Source organism: Lysobacter terrestris, from assembly GCF_014489475.1.
In the GTDB taxonomy this organism is placed as follows: Bacteria; Pseudomonadota; Gammaproteobacteria; order Xanthomonadales; family Xanthomonadaceae; genus Agrilutibacter; species Agrilutibacter terrestris.
Map to the genome: position 1 here is coordinate 413965 of NZ_CP060820.1, position 18753 is coordinate 432717.

Below are 18753 nucleotides of genomic sequence, written 5' to 3' on the forward strand. Positions count from 1 at the left end.
GAGACAAGGAAATGAAAGCCAGAGTCCTGATCCCTGCCATCACCGCGGTCCTGCTGGCGGCCTGCGCAACGCAGCCGCGCCCGCTGCAGGGCACCTTCACCGAGGTCACGCCGCAACAGGCCGCCACTTCCGAAGCCACCGGCGCCACCGTGCGCTGGGGCGGTCGCATCGTGCAGGTGGAGCCGCAGACCAACCGCACCTGCTTCGAAATGATCTCCACGCGCCTGTCGGCGTACGGGCGGCCCTACTGGGCGACCGACGACATCGGCGGTCGCTTCCTCGCCTGCAAGGACGGCTTCTACGATCCGGCGCTGTTCGAGAAGAACCGTGAAGTCACCTTCACCGGTCGCATCGGCGGCTACGAGAACCGCCGCATCGGCGGGTACGACTACCGCTTCCCCAAAGTGGAAGCCGACGTGATCTACCTGTGGCCGGTGCGCGAACGCGTCGACGTGGTTACGCGGCCCGCGCCGTGGCCGTGGTGGGGTTGGTGGTAATGCACGAAAAAACGCCCGGCAATGCCGGGCGTTTTGCTTGATGAGCACACCGGTCTTGAGCGGCTACTTCGGCGTACCGAAGCGGCCCAGCGGCGCGCCGGCGAGCAGGTGCAGGTGCACCTGGAACACGGTCTGCCCGCCGTCGCCGTTGCAGTTCATCACCACGCGATAGCCGTCCTCGGCAAATCCCTGCCGCTTGGCGTAATCCGCGGCCGCGATGTGCAGGCGGCCGATGGTTTCCGCCTGCGACGGCTGCACGTCGTTGAGGGTGGCGATGTCGACCTTGGGCACGAACAGCACGTGCACGGGCGCCTGCGGCGCGATGTCCTTGAAGCCGATCACTTGCTCGTCCTCGTAGACGATGGTGGCCGGGATCTCGCGACGGATGATCTTGTGGAAGATGGTGTCGGACATGGCGGGTTCGCGTTCCTTCAGAGCATTCTTTTCAGGGCATTTCGCTGCGGCTGCCGAAGGCGTGCGACAGCGTGCCGCGATCGACGTATTCCAGTTCGCCCCCCAGCGGCACGCCGTGCGCGAGCCGGCTGGGCCGGACCTTGTGCTGGCGCGCGAGCTGGGCGAGGTAGTGCGCGGTCGCCTCGCCCTCGACGGTGGGATTGGTGGCGATGATCAGTTCCTGCACCTCGCCTTCGGCCAGGCGCGCGGCGAGCCGGTCGAGCCCGAGTTCGCGCGGACCGATGCCGTCGAGCGGCGACAACCGGCCCTGCAGCACGAAGTACAGGCCGCGATAGCCGGTGGCCTGCTCGATCGCCAGCCGGTCGGCCGGGGATTCCACCGCGCACAGCAGGTAGGCGTCGCGCGCGGCGCTGGCGCAGGTGGCGCAGACCTCGGTCTCGCTGAAGTCACGGCAGCGCGCGCAATGGCCGATGCGCTCGACCGCCGCGGCCAGCGTTTCCGCCAGACGGCGGCCGCCGTCGCGATCGCGCTCGAGCACGTGGTACGCCATGCGCTGCGCCGACTTCGGGCCAACACCGGGCAGCACGCGCAACGCCTCGATCAGTTGTTCGAGCAATGCACTCACGCAATGGATCCGCGGCTCAGAACGGGAGCTTCATTCCCGGCGGCAGCGGCATGCCGGCGGTGGCGGCGGACATCTTCGCCTGCGATTCGGCATCGATCTTGTTGGACGCATCGTTGAATGCGGCGGCGATCAGGTCCTCGACCATCTCCTGGTCGGAGAGGATGCTCGGATCGATGCGTACCTTGCGGCATTCCTTGCGGCCGGTCAGGGTCACGCTGACCATGCCGCCACCGGCCGAACCGGTCGCTTCGATCTTCGCGATCTCTTCCTGGGCGCGCTGCAGGTTTTCCTGCATGCGCTGGGCCTGCTGCATCATTTGGGCGATGTTGCCACGCATGGTCTTGCTCTCTTGGAGTTGCGCCGCCCGGCACGGACGGCGTGGGGTGGTGATCAGTTCTCGTCGAGCGGGCGGATGGAATCCGGCACCACCTTCGCGCCGTGCTGCGTGATCAGCCGCTGCACGTCGGGATCGTTCATGAAGGCCGCCTCGGCCGCACCCTGGCGCTCGTCGCGCGCGCGTTCGTTGCGCTCGCGCAGCGACTCGCCCTGTGCCGGCGCATTCTCGAAGCGGATCTGCGGCGCGCCGCCGAGCGCCGGCGCCAAGGCATTGGCCATCATGCCGATCAGCGCCGTGGATTTGAGGTGTTCGTCGGACGCTGGCAAGGCGAGGCGCAGGATATTGGTATTGCCGTCGTAGCCGATGAAGACCGCGTGTTCGGCGAGCGGGCGCGCCGGCCCGCGGATCTCGCTGCTGGCCACCAGCGCATGCCAACTCGCCGCATCCGCAAGGACCGCCGTAGTAGCGAGCGGCATTGGTTCGCTCGCACGGGCTGCCGGCGCGGTCGCCGGCGTCGGTGCGGCAGGTTCGTCGTGGGCGTACCCGCTTTGAACCGGCTCGCTGCGAACCGGCTCGGCGCGGACCGGCTCGCTACGAACGGGTTCCGGCACGGCCACGGGCGGCCGTGCGGGTTCGCGTGGCGCGGCGTCGCCGGTGAGCGCTGCGCGCGCCGCCTCGGCGGCCGACATGCCCGCCGGTGCGGCCGCTGCAGGTGTACGCGCCGGCGCGGACTCGCTGCGCGTGGAAGCGGGTACCGCCGGTGCACGGGCGCCCTCGCCCTCCGCCGGGCGGAACGCGAGCATGCGCAACAGGCTCATCTCGAAGCCCGCGCGCGGGCTCGGCGCATACGCCAGGTCACGGCGACCGTTGAGCGCCATCTGGTACCAGAGCTGGACGACCTCGGGGCGCACGGCGGCGGCCAGCGCATCGACGTCCACGCCTTCGCCTTCGACCGGCGCTTCGGGCACCAGCTGGCGGACCTGCACGCGGTGCAAGGCGTCGGCAAACGCATCCAGCACGCCGCTCCAGTCCGGCGAGAATTCCGCCAGCACGCCGACTTCCGCCAGCAGCGCCGCACCGTCGCCGCGCGCCAGCGCATCGAGCAAGGCGCCCACGCGGGTGCGGTCGACGGTACCGAGCATGGTCGCCACCGCCGCATCGTCGAGCTTGCCGCCGGTGTAGGCGATGGCCTGGTCCAGCAGCGACAGGCCGTCACGGAGGCTGCCATCGGCGGCCTTTGAGAGCTGGCGGATGGCGCCGGCTTCGGCCGGAATGCCCTCGGCCTCGAGGATGCGGGTGATCTGGCCGCCGATCTGCTGCTCGTCCAGGCGCTTGAGGTTGAACTGCAGGCAGCGCGACAGCACGGTGACGAGGAGCTTCTCCGGGTCGGTGGTCGCGAAGAGGAACTTCACGTGCTCCGGCGGCTCTTCCAGCGTCTTCAGCAGCGCGTTGAACGCCGCCTTCGACAGCATGTGCACTTCGTCGATCAGGTAGACCTTGTAGCGGCCGCGCGACGGCAGGTACTGCGCGTTCTCGATCAGCTCGCGGACGTTATCGACGCCGGTGTTGCTGGCGGCGTCGATCTCGAGCAGGTCGATGTAACGGCCGGCATCGATCGCGCGACAGGTCTCGCATTCGCCGCAGGGATCGGCCGAGGTGCCGCGCTCGCAGTTGAGCGACTTGGCGAAGATGCGCGCGATCGTGGTCTTGCCGACGCCACGGGTGCCGGTGAACAGGAAGGCGTGGTGCACGCGCCCCGAATCCAGCGCGTTGGTCAGCGCACGGACCACGTGCTCCTGCCCAACCAGTTCGGCGAAACGCTTGGGACGCCACTTGCGGGCGAGGACGAGGTAGGACATGCCGCCATTCTGCCGCGCCACGCCGCGACAAACTACGCCGTGCCGCGAATAAACCTCCCGCCGCCGCACCCAGCGCCGCACCGCCGCGCACCGGGAGGGCAGAACCTCGGGCTTTTGTTGTGATACCTGCCCGCCACGGTTAGAATCTGCGCCCCTGAAGTCGGCCGGACGCCGCATTCAGGCCTGCGGTACCAGGTGCGGAGAGGTGTCCGAGTGGTTGAAGGAGCACGCCTGGAAAGTGTGTAAGCGTCTAAACCGCGCTTCGGGGGTTCGAATCCCCCTCTCTCCGCCAGTACCTGCAAGACGTCGCGTGCAATGCGCGGCTTCAAGCAACACCAGCAAGTCTCTATGGTGGCCCCGTCGGCCCCTCGCGACGCTAGGTCGAAAACCCCGCCAGGGCCGGAAGGCAGCAACGGTATCGATCGACGCGGGCGCCGAGGTCAGCCGGCGGGGTCATCACCCGTCTGTTCCGCGACGCGGAACAGACCCCAAAGTTTGCTTCGCAAACCTTGGGCCCCAGGGCCTCGCTTCCCATCCCCGCCCCTTCGGGGCGCCCCCTTACCAAGGGGGCTGTCCTCAGAAAGATTCGACTAGGTTCGAAGCTGCCTGCAGCGATTCGATGACGGTGCTTGACCGCGAGTTATCGCGACGACTCGCCTTCACCCTTCCGGATGCAGCCAGCCGGCGTCGCCTTCGACGTAGCGTTCGTGCTTCCAGATCGGCACGCGCGACTTGACCTCGTCGATGATGTAGCGGCACGCGGCGAACGCCGCATCGCGATGCGCGGCACTCACCCCGACCCACACCGCAAGTTCGCCGATCGCCAGGTCGCCGATGCGGTGCACGCAACGGGCGTCGATCACCGCGAACTTCTGCATCGCCTCGGCCAGCACCTTCTCGCCTTCGCTCTCGGCGAGCGTGGCATAGGCCTCGTAACGTAGCCCGTGCACCGTGCGCTCGGCGTTGTGGTTGCGCACCCAGCCTTCGAAGCTGGCGTAGCCGCCGACGCGGTCGTCCAGCAATTGCGCACGTAAGGTCGCAGTGTCGAAGGGAACGTCGGATAGGGAGAAACGGTTCATTGCGGGCTCTGGATTCCTGGATCTGGTAGCCGTCCATGGCAGAACATCCACCGGCTGCGGATCGTCCGGCCCGTCCATCCATGGTCGGGCGTTCGGGCGTGCAGTCGATGCCAATAAGGCATCGACAAGCGCACTCCCTCACCCACCACTCACCGGCGGAATGAACGCGACTTCGCTACCGTCCCTGGGCGCGTCGTCCCAGTGCGCGAATTCCCCATCCACCGCCACGCGCAGCTGGCGCGCCGGGAACGGCAGCCGGTGGCATTCCTGCAATTCGCCGTACAGCGACCGAAGGTCGACGGCCGCGGACTCGACGATCTCGCTTGCCACGCCGGACGCATCGCGCAACGCCGCGAAGTACAGCACAGTGACCTTCACGCGCGTTCCGCCTTGCCGAAGTCGCGGCGCCCGCCGTGCTTGCCCAGCAGTTTCGTCGGGCCGATGACGATGCGGTGCGACAGCGCCTTGCACATGTCGTAGGCGGTCAGCGCAGCGACGCTCGCGCCGGTCAGCGCCTCCATTTCCACGCCGGTGCGATGGGTCGTGCGGACCAGGCATTCGATGCGCAGGTCGCGCTCGCCGCTCCACTCGATGCCGATCCGGCAGCCGTCGATCGGCAGCGGATGGCAGAACGGGATCAGTTCGTGCGTGCGCTTCACCGCCAGGGTGCCGGCGATGATCGCCGTCTCGACGATGCCGCCCTTGGCGCTGCGCAGGCCACTGGCGCGCAGCTGCACCGCGACCTCAGCGGGGAAGCGGACCTTGCATTCGGCGATCGCTTCCCGGGCGGTGACCGGCTTGGCGGACACATCGACCATGGCCGGGCGTCCATCCGGATCGATGTGGGTCAGTTGCTTGCGGACTTTTTTCACCCGCGGATTCTGCGCCGTTCGCGCCGGCAGCGGAAGTTGGCCGGCGCTGTCAGCCGCCCACCAGGTACATCTCCACGTGCTTGTGCGGCGCGCTGCTGCTGCCGCGCAACTCGCTGTAGCGATCCCCTCGACGCGACCAGCGCTGCGCGAGGTGCTGCGACAACGCCTCCTCGCCGTCCGCCAGCAGCGGGCGCAGGTCGTGGCCACTTGCAGCGAACAGGCAGGTGTAGAGGCGGCCATCGGCCGACACCCGCGCGCGGTGGCAGTCGCCGCAGAACGGCTCGCTGACCGAACTGACGAAGCCCACCTCGCCCCGGCCATCGACGAATCCGTACCGCGACGCGACTTCGCCCCGGTACTGCGCCTCCAGCGATTGCAGCGGCCAGCGGGCATGGATACGGTCGCGCAGGTTGGCCGAAGCCAGCACGCGCTCGCGCCGCCAGCCGTTGCAGGTCCCCACGTCCATGTATTCGATGAAGCGCATGACATGGCCGTTCGCGCGCGCGAACTCCACCAGCGGCAGCACTTCGTCTTCGTTGACGCCACGCTGCACGACGCAGTTGAGCTTGATCGGGTCGAAGCCCGCGGCCTGCGCGGCCTGGATGCCGGCCAGCACGTCGGCGACCTGGCCACGCCCGCCGGACAGCGAATGGAACAGCGCCGGGTCGAGTGCATCGAGGCTGACCGTTATCCGCCCCAGCCCCGCCGCGCGCAGGGCGGATGCCTGCGCAGCCAGCAGCGAACCGTTGGTGGTGAGCGCGATGTCGGTGAGGCTTTCGATGCGGGACAGGCGCGCAACCAGGTCGGGCAGGCGCTTGCGCAGCAATGGCTCGCCACCGGTCAGGCGCAGCTTGGTGACGCCGGCGCGCACGAAACCGCGCACCAGGGTTTCGATCTCGTCGAAGGAAAGGCGCTGCTGCGCGTCGAAGCCATGGTCGTCCGGCACCCGCTCGGCCGGCATGCAGTACGGGCAGCGGAAATTGCAGGCCTCGATCACCGACAGGCGCAGGTCGCGCAGGGGCCGGCCCAGGGTGTCGCGGACATCCGCCGCCGCGCCGCCTGCCGCCACGTTTGCGATTGCGTTCATACCTGGGCCTGTGCTGCCGTCGGTTCGCTCAGCGTAATCACATCGCCGGCCTTCGCCACGCGATGGCCGCGCGCCGACAGGATCTCTCCCTCTTCGCGGCTTGCATAGTGGTAGAGCACGCAGCGCGCGAGCAGCTCGGCCGGGTATTCGCGCTCGAGGTCGTCGATCCCGCTGTGCGACGGGTTGCCGTGCAGGGCGCAGTCGTGGGCGACCAGCTCGCCGTCGGCGGCATATTTCGCCAGCTGCTCCGGGATCGGCCGGGTGTCGCCGGTCCAGACCACGCTGCCCTGCAGGCGCAGGCCGAACGCCGTCTCCGGCCAGTGGTGCCGCGTGGCAAACACCTCCAGGCGCACGCCGTCGTGCCAGAACGCGGCGCCCACGGGGATGACCTGGAAGGCGTCCCAGAAATTGGCGCCGCCTTCGGCCAGCGGGTTCGGGTAGTCGCCCACGCGCTGGTGCAGCAGCGGCACCAGTGCGGCCGGTACGTACAGGCGCACCTTGCCGCGCCGCGCTTCGTCGAAATAGCTGGCGACGAACAGCCGCTCGAATCCGGCGACGTGGTCGAGATGCGTGTGGGTGATGAACAACGCGCGCGGCGCCTCGCCGTACTGGGCGAGATAATGGCTGAGGCCTTCGTTGCCGCAGTCGATGGTGAGCCACGGCGCACCATCGCGCTCGATCGTGGCCATCGCCGATCCAAGCTGGACCGCCGACGCATTGCCGACGCCCTGCAGTCGCAGGCTCCAGTCCATCAGGTGCCCCGCGCCCAGACGCGGTCGTAGGCTGCGCGCAGGCGGGCGAAGTCGCGCTCGACCTCCACGACCTGGCGGTTGCCGCGCAGCTTCAGCAACGAACGCTTGAGCCGCGCCAGGTTGCGCTCGCGCCAACCGGTGGCGGGGATGCGCTGCTCGCCGCGATCGAGGTCGATCACCCAGCCACGCCCGGTGGGGTCGAACAGCAGGTTGTGCGCGTTGAGGTCGGCATGGTCGAGACCGGCGCGGTGAACGCGTGCGATCAAGCGCCCGGCTTCTTCCCACGGCGCGCCGTCGCCGGCTACGGCGGCGCGATCGGCGAGTGTGCGCACGTCGTCGATGCGCTCGATCAGGATGGCGGCGCTGTAGGTGTGGCCTTCGCGGCGGTAGTACGCGGCGATCGGCCGCGGCACCGGCACTCCCTTGGCGGCCATCTCGCGGGTCAGGCGGAATTCGGCAAAGCTGCGGGTACGGTTGGCGCCGCGCCACCAGTAACGGTCGCGGCTGAAGTTCGCCGCAAAGCCGCCGCGCAGGTAGCAACGCAGCACGGACGCGCCGAACGGCGCATCGACGAACCATGCGCCGCCGCGCCCGCCGCTGGCGACCGGACGCGCGTGTTCGCCCCAGAATGCCGGCGAGAACCACTCGGGCTTGGCTTGTCGCACCCGCGTGTTGTCGAACAGAATCGCGCCGTAGCCGCGCTCGTCGCGGAACGGTGTCAATCCTTCGGCAGCGTCATAGCCGGTCATTCAGCGAGTCTAGCAAGACCCATGCCGCAAACATCCATGTCGATCTGCCTGTTGCGGTTGTCAGCGTTGGGCGATGTGACCCACGTCGTGCCCTTGGTGCGCACCCTGCAGGCCACCTGGCCCCAGGTCGCGCTTACCTGGGTGATCGGCAAGGGCGAGCATCGGCTGCTGGAAGGACTGCCCGGCGTCGCCTTCGTCGAGTACGACAAGAAGAGCGGATTTGCCGGCATGCGCGCGTTGCGCGCGCGCCTGCTCGAACACGCGGGCGGCGAGCGCTTCGACGCCCTGCTGCAGATGCAGGTGGCGGCACGCGCCAACCTGCTGTCAGCCTTCGTTCCGGCGGCGCGCCGCATCGGCTACGACCGCGCCCGTTCCAAGGACCTGCACGGCCTCTTCATCAACGAACGCATCCCCGACCGCCCCGGCATCCACGTGCTCGACGCGATCGGCAGCTTCTGCGAACCGCTGGGCCTCAAACAGACCCAGGTGCGCTGGGACCTGCCAGTGCCCAACGCAGCGCGCGAATGGGCGGAAGCGCAGTGGGTCGAGGACGGCCGTCCAACGCTGATGATTTCGCCCTGCTCCAGCCATGCGCTGCGCAACTGGCACGCGGATCGTTACGCGGCGGTGGCCGACCATGCCGCACGCCGCGGCTGGCGCGTGGTGCTGTGCGGCGGTCGCAGCCAGTTGGAACGGGACACCACCGACGCGATCCTCGCCGCGATGCAGGCCCCGGCTTTGGACCTCGTCGGCAAGGACACTCTCAAGCAGCTACCGGCGCTGCTCGAACGCGCGGACCTGGTGATGACACCCGATTCGGGGCCGATGCATATCGCCAACGCGATGGGCACCAAGGTGCTGGGGCTGCATGCGGCCAGCAACCCGGCGCGCAGCGGGCCGTATTCGGACCGCCGCTATTGCGTCGACCGCTACGACGCCGCGGCCCGCAAGTACCTGGGCAAGCCGGCGGCGGATATCCGCTGGGGCACCAAGATCGAGCACGCGGGCGTGATGGACCTGGTGAGCGTGGACGACGCAGTCGGCGCCTTCGAGCGCTACGTCGCCGATCACTCGGAATGACTGCGGAGTGCGTGACCGGGGCGGCCTGCCCCAGTCACGCCGGGAGCCCGCTTACGGCGCCGCGCCGGTCCTGTAGTCCTGGTAGGACTTCTCTTCGACGTAGGCCGAGCCCAGCGCGAGGTTGATGTCCTTCTTGATGCGCGCGCGATCGTCGTTCTCGAAGTAGACGGCACGGGCGAGGCGGATGAACTCGGCATCGAATTCCTGCGCCTTCTCCTTGATGCGGATGTCGTCCTCGATCACCCACAGCCGCTCGTTGACCGCCTTCAGCGCCGCACGCAGCTCGACGATGTCCTTGCCGGCGGCGGGATGCGCCATCCAGGTCTGCTCCAGAGCCGACAGCTCGTTGCGGACGTTGACCAGCTTGGCCGCGTCGCTCATGCGCTCGGACTTGATCTGCAGGATGGCGATCTTGTCGAGCAATTCGCCAAAGGACACCGGGACGAGGATTTCGGACATGGAGGCAGCCATTTCGGGGCACGGGCGGGACGCCGCGGCCTGGGGGGATGGGCCGGAGCAGCCTCCGGCCGGCGAAGCGCACAGTGTAGCCGGCCGCTCCGGAAACTTGCTCTGGCGTGGGCCGCCACGTATCATTCGCGGCCCACTTCCGGAGAGGTGGCAGAGCGGTTGAATGTACCTGACTCGAAATCAGGCGTGCGTTTATAGCGCACCGAGGGTTCGAATCCCTCCCTCTCCGCCAGATTCAAGCGAACGCCCCCCAAGGGGCGTTCTGCTTTTCGGGGTTCTGCAAACGGGAGGGCGCGCTTGCTTTTGCGGCCGCTCGGACATGATTATCCCGTTGACCCATCCGAAAGCCCCTTCCTCGCCGCGGTATCCTCCAGATGATCGAATTCGGACACCTGACGCACGTGGGATTGCGCCGGGAACTCAACGAGGACACCTATTACGGGGACAGCGAGCTGGGGCTCTGGCTGGTCGCCGACGGGATGGGCGGGCACGAGTATGGCGAAGTCGCCAGCGCGCTCGCGCGCGAGACCATCGTCCGCGAGATCCGCGATGGCACACCGCTTGCCGTAGCCATCCGCATCGCCGACGAGGAAATCATCCGCATCTCCCGCCGCCGCAACGATGCGCTGCCGATGGGCACCACCGTCGTCGCCGCGCGCGTCAACGGCAATCGCTTCGAAGTCGCCTGGGTCGGCGACAGCCGTGTGTACCTGTGGCGCGACAACCAGCTGGTACAGCTGTCGCAGGACCACAGCTACGTGCAGGAACTGATCGCCAACGGCGCGATCACCCATGAGCAGGCGCGCAGCCACCCGCACCGCAACGTCGTCACCCAGGCCTTGGGCGTGACCGATCCGCGCAACCTCAACGTCGAAACCATGACCGGCGAACTGGCCCCGGGCATGCAGCTGCTGCTCTGCAGCGACGGCCTGACCGAGGAAGTGGACGATCGCGGCATCGCCAGCGTGCTGTCGCACGGCGACTGCAGCGCCCAGGAATGCGTGGACGAACTGGTTGCCGCCGCGCTCGATGGCGGCGGTTCGGACAACGTGACCGTGGTGCTGGTGCGCAGCCACTAGCTGCGCAGGCGCGACCGGCCGCTCAGGCCGGCACGGCTTCCACCTGCTGGGCGATCGCGGCGTCGGCTTCCGCCCAGGCATCCCACAGCGCCTTGCCGGCCTTCTTGCGCAACTGCGCGAGGCGCGCCTCGTGGGCCTCGAATTCGTCCACGGCAATCGCGACCCGCGGTCGCGGAGCCTGCAGGTCCACCTCGAAGCTGACCTTGGCCGTGGCGGCGGCCGCTTCGGCGCTGGCTTCGAACCCGATCTCGCCCTGCCCCGAGGTCAGGCCGATGTAGACCTCGGCCAGCAGCTGGGCGTCGAGCAGCGCACCGTGCAGCTGGCGATGGGTGTTGTCGACGTCGAAGCGTTTGCACAGTGCGTCCAGCGAATTGCGCTGGCCGGGAAAGCGCTGGCGCGCCAGCAGCAGGGTGTCCTCGATCGTGCAGCGATCGGCGAGCTTGCCGTACTGCGGGCCGGCGCGGCTCAACTCCGAATCGAGGAAGCCCACGTCGAACGCCGCGTTGTGGATCACCAGCTCGGCGCCATCGATGAAGGCGAGGAATTCATCGACGACGGCCGCGAACAGCGGCTTGTCGGCGAGGAACTCCAGGGTCAGGCCGGTGACTTCCTGCGCGCCGGCTTCGAATTCGCGCTCCGGATTGAGATAGCAATGGAAGGTGCGACCGGTGGGACGGCGCTCCACCATCTCGACGCAGCCGATTTCCACCACGCGGTTGCCGGCGGCCCAGCTCAGGCCGGTGGTTTCGGTGTCGAGGATGATCTGGCGCATGCGTGGATCCATGAGGTGCGGGGACAGCTTAAGGGCGTTCGGGACGACGGGACACCGGGGCGTGTTCAGGACACGGCGGCGACCTTGAAGCGCTGAGCTTCGTTGCGCGCGAGCGTGTCGACGCGTTCGTTGTCGGGATCGCCGGAATGGCCCTTCACCCAGCGCCAGTCGATGCGATGGCGGCCGGCCGCGGCGTGCAGCCGCTCCCACAGTTCGCGGTTCTTGACCGGATCGCCGCCCGCGGTCTTCCAGCCGCGACGGATCCAGTTGGGCATCCATTCGGTGATGCCCTGGCGCACGTACTGCGAGTCGGTGAACAGCACGACCTCGCAGCCCTGGGTAAGCGCTTCCAGTCCGGAAATCGCCGCCATCAGCTCCATGCGGTTGTTGGTGGTGGCGGCTTCGCCGCCGACCAGCTCGCGTTCGTGCCCGCCGTAGCGCAACAGCGCAGCCCAGCCGCCGGGTCCGGGATTGCCGAGGCAGGCGCCATCGGTGTGGACCTCGACCGCTTTTCGTTTTTCCTGATTCATCCGCGCATTATCGCCTGTCCAGCGCCGCAGCCTGTCGTCGCAGTTGCTCGGAGCGCAGTTCCTCGAAGCGCCAGGACACGCGCGAATGCGCCGCGCCCTGCAGGCGGAAACTGTGCCGGCGCGCAGGCGGGAGCAGCGCGTGCACGCGCTTGCTCACGCTGAGAGCGATGCCGGCGCGCAGCCAGTCGTTCATGCCCACCCCGACGTCGCCGTTGTCCATGCGCCAGCGCGGGCCGAGCCATTGCAGGCTCACCGAATCCAGCGCGAACCCGGCGCGGCGCAGCGATGCCTGCCAGGCGCCGGTGACGTGCGCGTGCAGGCCCGTGCGCGCCCAGCGCGCGCGATACGGGCTCCATGGGTTGAGGGCCGCCAGCCACAGCGTGCCGCCCGGCGCGAGGATGCGCTCGCATTCGCCCAGCAGTTCGTCGGTGGCGGCGCCGTCGTCCAGCGCGTGCTGCAGCAGCACGGCGCCGAAGCTTTCGTTGGCCAGCGGCAGGGGCAGCGCGCAGCGCACTGCGCCGCCGAAGCGCAGTTCGTGGCAATCGGTGCCGTCGCGCCGCAGCACCACGCCGCGGCCGCCCGCGGTCTCGGGCGGGACCGCCCCCGGCGCGCCCAGCCAGCACCACGGCAACGCCGGAATTCCCGCCAGCACCCGCGCCATCGCGGCGCTTTCCACCGCCAGCAGGCCCTGGCCGGCTTCGCTGGCGAACCAGCCGAGCGGCCCCACGGATTGACGGCTGGCGGCGGCTGGGGACATGGTCGGGATTGTGCGTGATCCGGCCCCGGATGGGAGCCCCAAGGAGCCTCCATGCAGCTGCGCCCCCTGCCCGCCTTCGCCGACAACTACATCTGGACCCTGGCCTACGACGACGGCACGGCCCTGGTCGTGGACCCGGGCGAAGCCGCACCGGTGCTGGAGGCGGCGCGCGGCGGGCTGAAGCCCGTGGCCGTGCTGCTGACCCACCACCACCCGGACCATGTCGGCGGGGTGGAGGAACTGCTGCAGGCGTGGCCGGAACTCGCGGTGTTCGCCCCGGAGGACACCCGCATCCGCCACGCCACGAAAACCGTCCGCGAAGGCGACGCCGTCGTGGTCGGCCCCTGGCGTTTCCGGGTGCTGGAAATCCCGGGCCACACCCTCAGTCACGTCGCCTTCCACGGCGAAGGCATCGTGTTCTGCGGGGACACCCTGTTCAGCCTGGGCTGCGGCCGCTTGTTCGAGGGCAGCCCGGCGCAGATGTGGGCATCGCTCACAAAACTGGCCGCCCTGCCCCCACAGACGCGGGTCTGTTGCGGACATGAGTACACCGTTAACAACAGCCGCTTCGCGTGCGTGGTAGAACCCGGCAACCTGGCGCTGCGGCGTCGCTCCGAGGAGGCCCTGGCCATGCGCGAACGTGGACTGCCGACCCTGCCCAGCACCCTGGCCGACGAACTGGCCGCCAATCCATTCCTGCGGGTCGATGCTCCCGAGGTCCGGCAGTCGCTGCGGACACGGCTGGGCCGGGACCCGGCCGACAGCGTGGAAGCCTTCGCCGAGCTGCGGCGCTGGAAGGACGGGTTCACGTCATGACCGCCCGGCTGGCGGGACTCGTGCTGGCCCTGGTGCTGGCGGCACCGGCGTGCGCGGGCGCGGCCGAAGCAGCCCCGGATGCCGCCGCGGCACCGGCCGGCACGCGCAACGGCCGCGAGATCTATCAGCGCTTCCGCGAAGGCCTCGCCGATCCGACCTGCAAGGCCGATGCGAGTGCGCGCTGGCGCGCCCACTTCGCCCACGCGCCGCGGCAGATGGCTTCAAGCAGTGACGACGTGCTGCCGCTGTTCGGCTATGTCGTCGATTCGCTGCGGGCCGCGCACCTGCCCACGGAATTCGCGCTGATCCCGTTCGTGGAAAGCGGCTACAAGCCCGGCGCACGCAGCCCGCAGGGGCCGGCAGGGCTGTGGCAGATGATCGCGATCACCGCGCGCAACCATAAGGTACCGATGCGCGCGGGCTACGACGGCCGCCTGTCTCCGATCGATTCGACCACGGCCGCGGTGCGTTACCTCAAGACCCTGCACGGCATGTTCGCCGGCGACTGGCGCCTGGCCGTCATGGCCTACAACGCCGGCGAATACCGCGTACTCGGCGCGCTCAAGCGCGGCGGCCAGACCGCGCGCAACGCCACGCCGGAAACCCTGCCGGGCCTGTCCCCGATCACCCACGCGTACGTGCGCAAGCTGCACGCCCTGTCGTGCCTGCTCGAGCAGGCGGACGACCGCGAGGAATGGTTGCAGGCCATGGATCGCCCGGTTCCGCTGCTCGCGTCGGCAACCGTGCCCGACAACGTCACCGACGTCACCACCTGGGCGCGGCGCAACGGCCAGGATGCCGCGCGCCTGCAGCGGCTCAACCCGGCCTTCGTCGGCGGTCGCATCAGCCGCACTGCAGCCAATCCCGCCCACCTGCTGGCGATCGCGGCGGCCCCCCCGGCCGCCGGCGCCGTCGATACCGGCAACGCCGAAGTCGTGGCCACGCCGGACGCCCCGGAAAAAGCCGCCGACGCGCCGGTTATTCCGGCTGAAGCAACGATCGCGGACCCGGAGCCCGTTCCGACGGAAGCGGCGCGCAGCGCAACGGCGCGCCGGCACACCGTCGTGCGCGGCGACAATCCGTCGAAGATCGCGGCGCGCTACGGCATCCGCGTGGCGGAACTGCTCCAGCGCAACGACCTGCATGCCAACAGCAGGCTCAAGCCGGGCCAGATACTGCTCATCGACGCGGCACTGGCCGCCGGCGAGGCGCCACGCGCCGCGGCGGGCACGCCCTGAAGCCACCGCCGCGCCCGGGCGTGCGCGGTGCCTGCCGTGGCCTCCGCTACACTAGAGCCTTTGCTCAGCCGCCCCACGCGGCCACAGAAGAGGACGAGTCATGGGTTTCCTGCAAGGCAAGCGCGCACTGATCACCGGCATCGCCAGCGACCGCTCCATCGCCAGCGGCATCGCCGAAGCCATGCACCGTGAAGGCGCGCAGCTGGCTTTCACCTACCAGACCGACAAGCTCAAGTCGCGCGTCGAGAAGGCCGCCGAGGAATTCGGCAGCAACATCGTCATCCCGCTGGACGTTTCCAGCGACGAGCAGATCGCCAATTGCTTCGCCGAACTGGGCAAGCACTGGACCGGCGGCTTCGACATCCTCGTCCATGCGATCGCCTACGCACCGCGCGAAGCGATCGCCGGCCAGTTCCTCGACGGCCTGACCCGCGAGAACTTCGCCATCGCCCACGACATCTCCGCCTACTCGCTCGCGGCGATGGCCAAGGCCGCGCGCCCGCAGATGCACGGTCGCAACGGCTCCATCCTCACCCTGAGCTACCTTGGCGCCGAACGCGCGCTGGCCGGCTACAACGTGATGGGCGTGGCCAAGGCGAGCCTGGAAGCCACGGTGCGCTACCTCGCCTACAACCTCGGTCCGGAAGGCACGCGCGTCAACGCGATTTCCGCCGGCCCGATCAAGACGCTCGCGGCGGCCGGCATCGCCGGCTTCCGCAAGATTCTCGGCCACGTCGAAGACAACGCCCCGCTGCGCCGCACCGTCACCATCGAGCAGGTTGGCAACGTCGCCGCGTTCCTGTGTTCGGACCTGGCTTCCGGCGTCACCGGCGAAGTCACTTACGTCGACTCGGGCTACAACATCCTCGGCATGACCGGTCTCGACAGCGCCGAGTAACGCACGTGCGGGAGCGCGCATTGCGCACGCTCCCGCAGGATTCGCGAACCGCAGCCGGCCATGCGCCGGCTGCGTGCTTTCCGGGGTTCGGTTCAGGGCGGCAGCAAGGTGCCCTGGTCCGCAATCGACAACCACTGGTTGCCGTCGTGCGTGTAGGTGACGGTGGTGAGTGCGCGCTGGCGGAAACCGATACGCGGGATCTCGTAGGTGGTTTCGTACAGGATCGTCGCCGCGCGGCAGCCGTCCACGACCCGGTACAACTCCGTCCAGCGCCACACCGCCTCGCGGCTGGCGAAATGCGACGCCATCACCTGCTCGATCGCATCGATGCCGATGCGTCGCGCACCGCTGGCGAATATCGTCACCGCGCGCTCGTCATGCGTGGCAAGCCAGGTTTCCTTGTCGAAGTCGCGGAACGACTCCATGTCCAGCCGCTGTGCGGCTTCGAACTGGCGCGCGCACCCGGCCGCGTCTTCGGCAAGCGCCGGCGCGCTGATCGCGACGGAGATCAACAGGGCCGACGGCAGCAATCGATTACGAACGAATCTCGCCTTCATGGTGTTCCTCCTGCGGGACGATTCCCACGGCGACGATAGGTTTTGGATCACGCTGCGACTGGGCCAATTCCGCGCCGGTCGATGCCAGCCAATTCGCACGACTGTGCCGGAACTGCGAAAAGAAACATCGCCAAAAGAACGTCGTGAAAAAGAAAAAGGCCCGGCATTGCCGGGCCTTTTCGCGACAGAGCGACTCGCGGTCGATTACAGGTTCTGCTCGACTACCTTCACCTTCATGTGCTTGCGCAGCGAGGTGACGAGCCCCTTGAGCTCTTCGTTCGCCACGACATTCGCCAGCTGGTCGCGCATGCCATCGCGTTGCGCCGGCGGCATCCCGGCCAGGTCGCCCGGCGTGGCCTTGTCCACGGTGAACAACACCACGTTGCCGCCCTGCAGCACCGCCTTGCCCGGCGTGGCCTTGCCACCCGCAGGCGCGGCCGCGGCGAAGATGGCATCCGAAACCAACGGATCCGGAACCGGCATGCCACGACGAACGCCGGGGATCACGCTCGGCGCGGGCAGGCTCTTCGACGTCGCAACCTGGGCCAGGGTCTCGCCCGCGCGCAGGCGGGCCAGCAGCGCGTCGGCTTCCTTGTCCGCGGCCTTGCGCGTGCGGTCGGCGTGCACGGCGGCGATCACCTGCTCGCGCACGGTCGCGAGCGGCAATGCGCGCTCCGGCGTGTGCTCGGTCACGCGCAGCAGCACGCTGTGGTTCGGACCGATCTCGATCGGATCGCTCACGGTGCGATCCTGGATGCGCGTTTCGTCGAACGCCTGGCGCTTCACCGCCGCCGTGGCGAGGATGCCTTCGCTGGCGTTGCGCGCGACCGGACCCAGCGTGCGCACCGGCAGGTTCAACTCGCGCGCGGCCGCTTCGAGGGAAGTCGGATTCTTCAACACGATGTCGACCAGCTTGCCGCTGAGGTCATTGAAGGCACGCTCGCGCACCGCTTCGCTTTCCTCGCGCAGCAGCTTCTCGCGCACCAGCGCGAAGTCCTGCTGCTGCGCGCTCTTCACTTCGCGCAGCTGGATGATGTGCCAACCGAAGCTGGTCTTGACCGGTTCGCTGATCTCGCCCGGCTTTAGGGCAAACAGCACCTTGTCGAATTCCGGAACCATCACGCCCTTGGCGTTCCAGCCCAGGTCGCCGCCCGCGTCCTTGGAACCGGGATCGTCGCTGTTGGCACGGGCCAGCGCGGCGAAATCGGCACCCGGCGCCTTGGCCTGCGCGTCGATCTGCCGGGCCTTGGCTTCGGCGGCCTTCTTCGTGGCAGCGTCGGCATCCTCGGCCACCTGGATCAGGATGTGCGAGGCCAGGCGCTGTTCCTGTTCGACGAATTGCTTCTTCTCCTGCTCGTAACGCGCGAGCAGCGCAGCTTCGTCGGGCGCCGGCACCTGCAGGTCGGCGGCGTTGATCTCGACGTATTCCAGCGATACGGCTTCCGGTGCGCGATAGGCGGCGGAATGCGCGTCGTACCAGCCCTTGATCTCCGCATCGCTGACCGGCGCGGTGTCGACGGCAGGATCGGGCAGGATCAGCACGCTGGCGTCGCGCGTCTCGTACATGAGCTTGAGCAGGCGATCGGTTTCGGCGCCGGTATAGAAGCTGCTTTCGCCGATCGCGACGTTGATAAGCGAACCTTCCAGGCCCTCGCGCACCAGCGCTTCAAACTGCTTCTCGGACCGCTGCGGAACCTGCGACGCCAACGCAAGGCGGTAACGCTCGTAGTTGAACTTGCCGTCGACCTGGAACGCGGGAATATCCTGGATCTCCTTGCGCACCATCGCGTCGCTGACGCTGACGCCGGCCGTGCGCGCGGCGAGCTTCTGCACGCGCTGGTTCACCAGCTGGTCGAGGATACGCAGCTTGTTCTCGGCGCTCTCGAAGGCCTTCGCGTCGAATGCTTCGCCCTGCTGTGCGCGCTGCTGCTGGCGGGCGCTTTCGAATGCCGTGCGGAATTCGTCGCGCGTCACCTCCTCATGCTCCCAGAAGGCCGAGACCGGCCACCACGACGGTGCGGACGGCCACCAGGCCGGCGGGGCATCGACGCGTGCGGCGTAATCCTCGGAGCGCTGGATGTCGTACTGGCTGATCCCGAACGGAATCAGGAGCAGCGCCAGGAAGCCAAGGATCACCGTGGCGATCCAGCCCGAAGTCTTTTCGCGAATGGCTTGCAGCATGGGGAGACGGTTCTGTGACGTAGCCGCGCAGTGTAGCGGGTCTGGCCCTGCCGTCGAGGGGCGGAATGCCGGGCAGCGAACACGCAAAAAGAAACGCCCGCATCGC

At 68.4% G+C, this 18753-nt stretch carries 22 protein-coding genes, 2 tRNA genes and 1 other RNA gene; 9 read left to right on the forward strand and 16 right to left on the reverse strand.

What is annotated here, in order from left to right:
• The first annotated feature begins 11 nt into the window (after positions 1 to 11).
• On the forward strand, positions 12 to 497 hold the full coding sequence (locus tag H8B22_RS01925) for a Slp family lipoprotein (RefSeq protein WP_187712463.1): 486 nt from the start codon (positions 12 to 14) through the stop codon (positions 495 to 497).
• 63 nt (positions 498 to 560) lie between these two features.
• Here H8B22_RS01925 and H8B22_RS01930 read toward each other — a convergent pair whose 3' ends face one another.
• The 4 genes from H8B22_RS01930 to dnaX are packed head-to-tail and all read right to left on the reverse strand — an operon-like array spanning position 561 to position 3732.
• Positions 561 to 911, reverse strand: a complete 351-nt coding sequence (locus tag H8B22_RS01930) for a histidine triad nucleotide-binding protein (RefSeq protein ID WP_187712464.1) — start codon at positions 909 to 911, stop codon at positions 561 to 563.
• 31 nt (positions 912 to 942) lie between these two features.
• Entirely contained in the window at positions 943 to 1536 is a 594-nt protein-coding gene (gene recR, locus H8B22_RS01935; protein WP_187712465.1) for a recombination mediator RecR, read from the reverse strand.
• A 16-nt stretch (positions 1537 to 1552) separates the two neighbouring features.
• Positions 1553 to 1873: a YbaB/EbfC family nucleoid-associated protein gene (locus H8B22_RS01940; RefSeq protein WP_187712466.1), complete on the reverse strand. Its 321-nt coding sequence runs from the start codon at positions 1871 to 1873 to the stop codon at positions 1553 to 1555.
• 53 nt (positions 1874 to 1926) lie between these two features.
• Positions 1927 to 3732 (reverse strand): DNA polymerase III subunit gamma/tau, encoded by a 1806-nt coding sequence (gene dnaX, locus H8B22_RS01945; RefSeq protein WP_187712467.1) that lies wholly within the window; start codon positions 3730 to 3732, stop codon positions 1927 to 1929.
• 199 nt (positions 3733 to 3931) lie between these two features.
• On the opposite strand from dnaX, the gene H8B22_RS01950 reads away from it, so the two are divergent.
• A tRNA-Ser gene (locus H8B22_RS01950) sits at positions 3932 to 4024 on the forward strand.
• Positions 4025 to 4089: 65 nt separating this feature from the next.
• Positions 4090 to 4186: signal recognition particle sRNA small type (ffs, locus tag H8B22_RS01955), an RNA gene on the forward strand.
• Between the two features lie 205 nt (positions 4187 to 4391).
• Here the strand turns inward: ffs and H8B22_RS01960 are convergent.
• The 6 genes from H8B22_RS01960 to H8B22_RS01985 form a co-directional block, all read right to left on the reverse strand.
• A complete protein-coding gene (locus H8B22_RS01960; RefSeq protein WP_187712468.1) occupies positions 4392 to 4811 on the reverse strand; it encodes a molybdenum cofactor biosynthesis protein MoaE in 420 nt (139 codons plus the stop codon).
• A 138-nt stretch (positions 4812 to 4949) separates the two neighbouring features.
• On the reverse strand, positions 4950 to 5189 hold the full coding sequence (locus H8B22_RS01965; RefSeq protein ID WP_187712469.1) for a MoaD/ThiS family protein: 240 nt from the start codon (positions 5187 to 5189) through the stop codon (positions 4950 to 4952).
• Positions 5186 to 5683, reverse strand: coding sequence for a cyclic pyranopterin monophosphate synthase MoaC (moaC, locus tag H8B22_RS01970; protein WP_225876252.1), 498 nt, complete (start codon positions 5681 to 5683; stop codon positions 5186 to 5188). The genes H8B22_RS01965 and moaC overlap by 4 nt, the downstream gene beginning before the upstream one ends.
• Positions 5684 to 5732: 49 nt before the next feature.
• Positions 5733 to 6770 (reverse strand): GTP 3',8-cyclase MoaA, encoded by a 1038-nt coding sequence (gene moaA / locus H8B22_RS01975; RefSeq protein WP_187712470.1) that lies wholly within the window; start codon positions 6768 to 6770, stop codon positions 5733 to 5735.
• Positions 6767 to 7522, reverse strand: coding sequence for an MBL fold metallo-hydrolase (locus tag H8B22_RS01980; RefSeq protein ID WP_187712471.1), 756 nt, complete (start codon positions 7520 to 7522; stop codon positions 6767 to 6769). The genes moaA and H8B22_RS01980 overlap by 4 nt, the downstream gene beginning before the upstream one ends.
• Positions 7522 to 8271 (reverse strand): 3-deoxy-D-manno-octulosonic acid kinase, encoded by a 750-nt coding sequence (locus H8B22_RS01985; protein WP_187712472.1) that lies wholly within the window; start codon positions 8269 to 8271, stop codon positions 7522 to 7524. The genes H8B22_RS01980 and H8B22_RS01985 overlap by 1 nt, the downstream gene beginning before the upstream one ends.
• A gap of 21 nt (positions 8272 to 8292) precedes the next feature.
• Between H8B22_RS01985 and H8B22_RS01990 the strand changes: the two genes are divergently transcribed.
• Complete coding sequence (locus H8B22_RS01990; RefSeq protein ID WP_187712473.1) at positions 8293 to 9351, forward strand: glycosyltransferase family 9 protein; 1059 nt, start codon at positions 8293 to 8295, stop codon at positions 9349 to 9351.
• Positions 9352 to 9402: 51 nt separating this feature from the next.
• Here H8B22_RS01990 and H8B22_RS01995 read toward each other — a convergent pair whose 3' ends face one another.
• Entirely contained in the window at positions 9403 to 9810 is a 408-nt protein-coding gene (locus H8B22_RS01995; RefSeq protein WP_187712474.1) for a DUF6165 family protein, read from the reverse strand.
• Between the two features lie 150 nt (positions 9811 to 9960).
• Here H8B22_RS01995 and H8B22_RS02000 point away from each other — a divergent pair.
• Together H8B22_RS02000 and H8B22_RS02005 are read left to right on the forward strand one after the other, a co-directional pair.
• Positions 9961 to 10051: transfer RNA gene (locus H8B22_RS02000), tRNA-Ser, on the forward strand.
• 142 nt (positions 10052 to 10193) lie between these two features.
• Entirely contained in the window at positions 10194 to 10898 is a 705-nt protein-coding gene (locus H8B22_RS02005) for a PP2C family protein-serine/threonine phosphatase (protein ID WP_187712475.1), read from the forward strand.
• Between the two features lie 22 nt (positions 10899 to 10920).
• Here the strand turns inward: H8B22_RS02005 and dnaQ are convergent, their stop codons facing one another.
• The 3 genes from dnaQ to H8B22_RS02020 form a co-directional block, all read right to left on the reverse strand.
• Entirely contained in the window at positions 10921 to 11670 is a 750-nt protein-coding gene (gene dnaQ, locus H8B22_RS02010; RefSeq protein ID WP_187712476.1) for a DNA polymerase III subunit epsilon, read from the reverse strand.
• Positions 11671 to 11735: 65 nt separating this feature from the next.
• Positions 11736 to 12200, reverse strand: coding sequence for a ribonuclease HI (rnhA, locus tag H8B22_RS02015; RefSeq protein ID WP_187712477.1), 465 nt, complete (start codon positions 12198 to 12200; stop codon positions 11736 to 11738).
• A 7-nt stretch (positions 12201 to 12207) separates the two neighbouring features.
• Complete coding sequence (locus H8B22_RS02020; RefSeq protein WP_187712478.1) at positions 12208 to 12957, reverse strand: methyltransferase domain-containing protein; 750 nt, start codon at positions 12955 to 12957, stop codon at positions 12208 to 12210.
• A 51-nt stretch (positions 12958 to 13008) separates the two neighbouring features.
• On the opposite strand from H8B22_RS02020, the gene gloB reads away from it, so the two are divergent.
• The 3 genes from gloB to H8B22_RS02035 all read left to right on the forward strand — a co-directional run bounded on the left by gloB (position 13009) and on the right by H8B22_RS02035 (position 15909).
• The gene (gene gloB, locus H8B22_RS02025) at positions 13009 to 13773 is read left to right on the forward strand and encodes a hydroxyacylglutathione hydrolase (protein ID WP_187712479.1); all 765 of its coding nucleotides are present in this window, start codon (positions 13009 to 13011) and stop codon (positions 13771 to 13773) included.
• Positions 13770 to 15011, forward strand: a complete 1242-nt coding sequence (locus H8B22_RS02030) for a lytic transglycosylase domain-containing protein (RefSeq protein ID WP_225876253.1) — start codon at positions 13770 to 13772, stop codon at positions 15009 to 15011. Before gloB ends, H8B22_RS02030 begins: the two co-directional genes overlap by 4 nt.
• A 100-nt stretch (positions 15012 to 15111) precedes the next feature.
• Positions 15112 to 15909 carry an enoyl-ACP reductase FabI gene (locus tag H8B22_RS02035; RefSeq protein ID WP_187712480.1) on the forward strand — a complete coding sequence of 266 codons (798 nt, stop codon included), beginning with the start codon at positions 15112 to 15114 and terminating at the stop codon, positions 15907 to 15909.
• Between the two features lie 92 nt (positions 15910 to 16001).
• Here the strand turns inward: H8B22_RS02035 and H8B22_RS02040 are convergent, their stop codons facing one another.
• Positions 16002 to 16466: a hypothetical protein gene (locus tag H8B22_RS02040; RefSeq protein WP_187712481.1), complete on the reverse strand. Its 465-nt coding sequence runs from the start codon at positions 16464 to 16466 to the stop codon at positions 16002 to 16004.
• A 204-nt stretch (positions 16467 to 16670) separates the two neighbouring features.
• Positions 16671 to 18647, reverse strand: a complete 1977-nt coding sequence (locus H8B22_RS14890; protein WP_187712482.1) for a peptidylprolyl isomerase — start codon at positions 18645 to 18647, stop codon at positions 16671 to 16673.
• Positions 18648 to 18753: the final 106 nt, after the last annotated feature.

Coding starts and splice junctions, on each gene's coding strand:
- H8B22_RS02020 (WP_187712478.1), bottom strand. CDS start 12,957: ATGTCCCCAGCCGCCGCCAGCCGTCAATCCGTGGGGCCGCTCGGCTGG.
- gloB (WP_187712479.1), top strand. CDS start 13,009: ATGCAGCTGCGCCCCCTGCCCGCCTTCGCCGACAACTACATCTGGACC.
- H8B22_RS01930 (WP_187712464.1), bottom strand. CDS start 911: ATGTCCGACACCATCTTCCACAAGATCATCCGTCGCGAGATCCCGGCC.
- H8B22_RS02005 (WP_187712475.1), top strand. CDS start 10,194: ATGATCGAATTCGGACACCTGACGCACGTGGGATTGCGCCGGGAACTC.
- H8B22_RS02040 (WP_187712481.1), bottom strand. CDS start 16,466: ATGAAGGCGAGATTCGTTCGTAATCGATTGCTGCCGTCGGCCCTGTTG.
- H8B22_RS02035 (WP_187712480.1), top strand. CDS start 15,112: ATGGGTTTCCTGCAAGGCAAGCGCGCACTGATCACCGGCATCGCCAGC.
- rnhA (WP_187712477.1), bottom strand. CDS start 12,200: ATGAATCAGGAAAAACGAAAAGCGGTCGAGGTCCACACCGATGGCGCC.
- H8B22_RS01985 (WP_187712472.1), bottom strand. CDS start 8,271: ATGACCGGCTATGACGCTGCCGAAGGATTGACACCGTTCCGCGACGAG.
- dnaX (WP_187712467.1), bottom strand. CDS start 3,732: ATGTCCTACCTCGTCCTCGCCCGCAAGTGGCGTCCCAAGCGTTTCGCC.
- moaA (WP_187712470.1), bottom strand. CDS start 6,770: ATGAACGCAATCGCAAACGTGGCGGCAGGCGGCGCGGCGGCGGATGTC.
- H8B22_RS01940 (WP_187712466.1), bottom strand. CDS start 1,873: ATGCGTGGCAACATCGCCCAAATGATGCAGCAGGCCCAGCGCATGCAG.
- dnaQ (WP_187712476.1), bottom strand. CDS start 11,670: ATGCGCCAGATCATCCTCGACACCGAAACCACCGGCCTGAGCTGGGCC.
- H8B22_RS14890 (WP_187712482.1), bottom strand. CDS start 18,647: ATGCTGCAAGCCATTCGCGAAAAGACTTCGGGCTGGATCGCCACGGTG.
- H8B22_RS02030 (WP_225876253.1), top strand. CDS start 13,770: ATGACCGCCCGGCTGGCGGGACTCGTGCTGGCCCTGGTGCTGGCGGCA.
- H8B22_RS01960 (WP_187712468.1), bottom strand. CDS start 4,811: ATGAACCGTTTCTCCCTATCCGACGTTCCCTTCGACACTGCGACCTTA.
- H8B22_RS01990 (WP_187712473.1), top strand. CDS start 8,293: ATGCCGCAAACATCCATGTCGATCTGCCTGTTGCGGTTGTCAGCGTTG.
- H8B22_RS01980 (WP_187712471.1), bottom strand. CDS start 7,522: ATGGACTGGAGCCTGCGACTGCAGGGCGTCGGCAATGCGTCGGCGGTC.
- H8B22_RS01995 (WP_187712474.1), bottom strand. CDS start 9,810: ATGTCCGAAATCCTCGTCCCGGTGTCCTTTGGCGAATTGCTCGACAAG.
- H8B22_RS01925 (WP_187712463.1), top strand. CDS start 12: ATGAAAGCCAGAGTCCTGATCCCTGCCATCACCGCGGTCCTGCTGGCG.